The following is a 4,526-nucleotide window of genomic DNA, read 5'->3' on the forward strand; positions in this document are numbered from 1 at the left end:
TCTTTGTTATTTTTCCAAGGGATCTCATGAAAAAGCTTTTTCCCATGAAGAACTCTTCCATGTTGGATTGGTTGACCATCAGATATACCGGTTTTTTTCTCATCCATGCCGAAAAGATGCCTGTGTAGTAACTGTCAGAAACCACAATATCCGGTTCGAAATCCTTTAAAATTCGGTGTACTTTTCCTATTCTCAGAAATTGTCCACTTTTAATGGTCGCTATCACCGAGCTTTTAAGATCGAGACTCCCCGAATTTCCGACCAGTTGTATCTCAGGGACCATCTCTGCCGTTCGGAGTCCTTTTGTTTCAATAAGGTCCTTTGAATATCCATATGTTCCCATGAGCACTTCATGACCGGAAGCTTTCATTTGTTGTGCAAGGGATATGCATCGGCTGGTGTGTCCCAGTCCTTCTCCGCAGACAAAAAGCATTATCTTCATGATCGTTTCCCCTCTTCATTTTCGTATCTTCCAGCGATCAATTTTTCAGATCTTGTGACAATAAGTTCCCGATACCTTGTTGCAACATAATAACTTGTGAATGCCAGCATTATGCCCCCTATCAGATCTGTTATCCAGTGGATGCCAAGATAAAGTATGGTGAATTGGACGCTTATGGTCGTAAAGACCGCTAATGCCTTCAATCTTAAATTCTCTGTCCTCGTCAGAATAATGAGCATTGCCATAAGAGAGAGTGCAGCGTGCAGGCTGGGGAAGCAGTTGTCAAGTGTCGGGTCACATATGTGCACTATCTTAACTATTGAAGGGTCTAGTCCGTAAAGCAAAGGGGCCATGTTCGGAAGGGTGTTGCTCGTGACAGATACCGGGAACAATATGTAGAACGGATATGCTACAAGGTAGATAAGTGTGAACGCTATGGAGAATTCCTGAAGGCTTTTTGCATCCTTTTTGTATACGAATATGAGGAATGTTCCCATCAATAGAACTGAAAACCCTATCAGGTAGATAAAAGCTGAAAAATACGTGAGCCAGGGGGTTGCAAAAGCCTGTATGTATGTGACGGCATTGCCTTCTATCATCACCATAACGTCTGCATAGTTCAGGGATGGATTAATTCCTATATATTGTTCTATGTCGATCTGTAAGGTCATAAGCCCGAATACTATGGTCGCAGCAAGTGCGTATGGTTGATAGTTTGATATCAATGGGTGGTCATAAGCCCGATGATACAACATTTCCTGCCATCTCTGTCTAACAGTTCTTCCCTCTATGTCGATAGCAGCTCTCTCAAGGATGTTGTTCTCTTCATTTTTGGAATTCATTCACATTCCTCAGAAATTAACACGCAAAAGATATTTTATTTGTTAAACATCCTTTTTAGTTGGTCAGTATTTGCACGTATTGTATTTATACATTGTGAATATCGTAACACTCGTCGATATATCGGAACAAATTCCTTATATGGGACTACTAATATATGGAATAATAGTTTTGTGTTAAGCTGATCCACAATTGTAGGGATGATCGAACTTGAATAATATGAAAAAATGGTTAATAATTTCTCTTTTTATTAGCATTATCTCTATTATTGGTGTGATGTTCTACACTTTGGATCCTCAAACACTGGAAAGTATTCGCAATATAAGACTGGAGTTCCTTTTACTTGCATTATGCCTACATCTGTTGTCCTATCTCCTGTGGGGCTTGCGTACAAGGTCAATGTGCAAATTCCTTGGGTTCGATGTTTCTATTCCAAGGGCTGTTGAGATCGTGACCTCAAGTACTTTCCTTGCATCGGTCACGCCTTCATCTATTGGCGGTGAGCCACTGAGGGTACATCTGCTCGGTCAGGAAAATGTGCCTGTGGGGTCTGCAACAGCTGTTGTCCTTGGGGAAAGATTACTTGATGGTGTACTTATACTGGTCTCTGCTCCGATAGCACTGCATTTATTTCGTGGTGTGATATCGATCTCCGGGCTGAACACTCTGGTAGTGATGGGTGAATTGTTACTGTCTCTTACTTTCCTGATCGTGATATATGCGGTCTGGCATCCCCATCATACAAAGAAAGCATTTAATTATGTGATCCATCGTGTTGCTGTAATTACGGGGAAGGCGGACAGTTCACGTCTTGAAAGGCTCACAGATAAGTTGGATATGGTCATTGATGATTTTCATAGCAGCATGGCCTTTTTTGTTACAAAAGGACGTAAAGGTTTGTTCTTTGGAAGTGTTTATACTATCCTTTTCTGGATAGTTGAATTTGCAATGGTCCCTGTTATACTCATGGGATTGAACCAGCCACCTGCTATTGTTATTTCTTTTGCTGCACAGGTGCTTCTCATGATCTTACTTGTGCTACCTATAACTCCAGGTTCAAGCGGGATAGCCGAACTTGGTGCAACCTCGCTATTCTCTTTATTCGTCCCTGTTTATCTAATAGGTATTGTTGTAGTGGCATGGCGTGCTTTCACTCTTTATCTGAACCTGATAGTGGGTGGTTTTGTTAGTTTTAAGATACTCAAGGATACGGAATACCTGAAGGATCTAATGAAATGATGTCCTGGCAACAACATATTTGTTCTCAAAGGTAATATATCCTTAAAACAATAGTTATGGGTAGGTTGGTATCGATCAAATTAAAATTAAATCGAATTGAATGGAATTGATTGGATCAAAACGTATTATATTGAATAAATTGTGAGTGTCAGAATGTTTCCTATTATAGCAGTCGATATCTCTGGAAGGCATAAGATAAAAGATGGATATTATATGGTCTGTGCTGCGGTTGCTATGGAGGTTTCTGCCAGTCATATCGAATCAATTTCGCAGATAGCCATTAAGCCGTTTTTAAGCCCTGATCCTCCTGATGTGCTCGATATCGTAAGTATTATCGAGTTAACTGTTTCAGAGATCGATTTCCCTGGATCTATTATTGTTGAGAAGGGTGATCTATACAATAGGCCTGAATGGATGTCTAAGAAAATGTTCTCGCGGGATATCAAATATCAGGAATCTTTGAGTGAAAGGCTGGCGATAGAGTTTGCACATCATATTTCCTTAAGTTCCAGAAAACTTCTTATGAAAGAGCTCGATATCGAGTGATTTTGAATGTCAGTCTGAAAATAGTAAAAGGTCGATCATGAAAAAAGTAATCCTTGTACAGAGAAATGAGCCTGGTGCTGATCATGGTGTAAATGAGAGAAAGCTTGCCGAACTTAAGGAACTGGCAAGAGCTGCACATTATAGTGTAGTGGGTGTGCTGACACAGACGCGGTATCCTGACCGCAAGTATCAGGTAGGCAGGGGGAAGGTCGATGAACTGGCGGTGTTTGTGGAGGTATCAGGTGCTGAAAAAGTCATTTTTAATCACCAATTGTCAACTACGCAGATATATAATATCTCTGAGACCTGCAAATGTGAGGTAATTGACAGGTTCAATCTGATCCTTGAGATATTTGCCTCAAGGGCTACCACAAGGCGTGCAAAATTACAGGTGGAACTTGCAAGGTTGCAGTATGAGTTGCCAAAAGCAAGGTCTATAGTTTCTTTGCTTAAAAAAGATGAACGTCCTGGGTTTATGGGTCTGGGCGGTTATGAGGATTCCTACGAGCAGGACGTTAAGAAAAGGATAGTCAGGATAAGGAACGAAATTCATAGTTCTTGTAAGGGCAGTGAGTCCCTTCGCTCTTTCAGACATGAAAGGGGTTTTTCCCTCGTTGCCCTGGCAGGTTATACGAATGCAGGCAAAAGCACTCTTTTCCAGTCGCTTGTGAAGGAAGGGACTGAAGTTGAAGACATGCTTTTCACGACATTGTCCCCTACTACACGTTCCCTTTCAATAAATCAGAGGCGTGTGCTTCTTACTGATACAGTTGGTTTTATTGAGGACCTTCCTCATTGGATGGTCGATGCATTTCGGTCCACCCTTGATGAGATCTTTCTTGCGGACGTTATCCTCCTTGTGGTGGATATGAGTGATCCTGTGGAGGTGATAAGGCAAAAGCTTGTGGTAAGTCATGACATTTTCTGGAAGCGTATCGAAGGTGTGGAAATAGTTACTGTTCTGAATAAGGTCGATATGGTAGATTCGGATGTTCTCAAAAGGAAAGTTGATGCGATAAGTTATCTTGCACCTCACCCTGTACTCATCTCTGCAAGTTCGGGTGACGGTTTTGAAGCGCTTATGGATAAGATCTATGAGAATCTGCCTCATTGGGATCGTTCCCGGATCGCTTTGGATATGTCCAAAGAGAGTCTTTCGATAGTATCATGGCTATATGATGAAGGTATAGTCCATAGTATTGATTACGGTGAACAGATCGTCCTGGATATTGAGGCCCGGGAAGAGATATTACAAAAGGTCAGTAAATTTAATATTGATGATCATAGGGTTCTGAGCTAATTGGTATTTCGTTCGCGTCCATACGAAACATTTATATCAGAAAAGATAGTTCTATCAAATGCGAACGGGTTTCCTCCAAACCCCCCAAAGTACCACCACAAACTATGATTTAATTGAATCCTTCGTCCCGTTCGCTTTCTTTTCTTCAAAACGTTTATA

The 4,526-nt window shown here is 41.2% G+C and carries 5 protein-coding genes; 3 read left to right on the forward strand and 2 right to left on the reverse strand.

Annotation, left to right across the window (positions count from 1 at the left end; translation table 11 throughout):
* Both QAS77_RS10660 and QAS77_RS10665 read right to left on the reverse strand, forming a co-directional pair.
* The coding region (locus tag QAS77_RS10660) for a glycosyltransferase family protein (RefSeq protein ID WP_305065479.1) at window positions 1–442 on the reverse strand (442 nt) is incomplete at its 3' end.
* Window positions 439–1,284 (reverse strand): phosphatase PAP2 family protein, encoded by an 846-nt coding sequence (locus tag QAS77_RS10665; protein WP_305065481.1) that lies wholly within the window; start codon window positions 1,282–1,284, stop codon window positions 439–441. The genes QAS77_RS10660 and QAS77_RS10665, both read right to left, overlap by 4 nt.
* Window positions 1,285–1,501: 217 nt before the next feature.
* Here QAS77_RS10665 and QAS77_RS10670 point away from each other — a divergent pair, with 217 nt between their 5' ends.
* The 3 genes from QAS77_RS10670 (at window position 1,502) to hflX (ending at window position 4,367) form a co-directional block, all read left to right on the forward strand.
* Window positions 1,502–2,521: a lysylphosphatidylglycerol synthase transmembrane domain-containing protein gene (locus QAS77_RS10670; RefSeq protein WP_276575039.1), complete on the forward strand. Its 1,020-nt coding sequence runs from the start codon at window positions 1,502–1,504 to the stop codon at window positions 2,519–2,521.
* Window positions 2,522–2,674: 153 nt separating this feature from the next.
* Window positions 2,675–3,067, forward strand: coding sequence for a DUF2209 domain-containing protein (locus QAS77_RS10675; protein ID WP_250867247.1), 393 nt, complete (start codon window positions 2,675–2,677; stop codon window positions 3,065–3,067).
* Window positions 3,068–3,104: 37 nt separating this feature from the next.
* On the forward strand, window positions 3,105–4,367 hold the full coding sequence (gene hflX, locus QAS77_RS10680) for a GTPase HflX (protein WP_250867246.1): 1,263 nt from the start codon (window positions 3,105–3,107) through the stop codon (window positions 4,365–4,367).
* Window positions 4,368–4,526 lie beyond the last annotated feature (159 nt).

Source organism: Methanococcoides sp. (genome assembly GCF_030594565.1).
Taxonomy (GTDB): domain Archaea; phylum Halobacteriota; class Methanosarcinia; order Methanosarcinales; family Methanosarcinaceae; genus Methanococcoides; species Methanococcoides seepicolus.

Coding starts and splice junctions, on each gene's coding strand:
- QAS77_RS10665 (WP_305065481.1), bottom strand. CDS start 1,284: ATGAATTCCAAAAATGAAGAGAACAACATCCTTGAGAGAGCTGCTATC.
- QAS77_RS10670 (WP_276575039.1), top strand. CDS start 1,502: ATGAAAAAATGGTTAATAATTTCTCTTTTTATTAGCATTATCTCTATT.
- QAS77_RS10675 (WP_250867247.1), top strand. CDS start 2,675: ATGTTTCCTATTATAGCAGTCGATATCTCTGGAAGGCATAAGATAAAA.
- hflX (WP_250867246.1), top strand. CDS start 3,105: ATGAAAAAAGTAATCCTTGTACAGAGAAATGAGCCTGGTGCTGATCAT.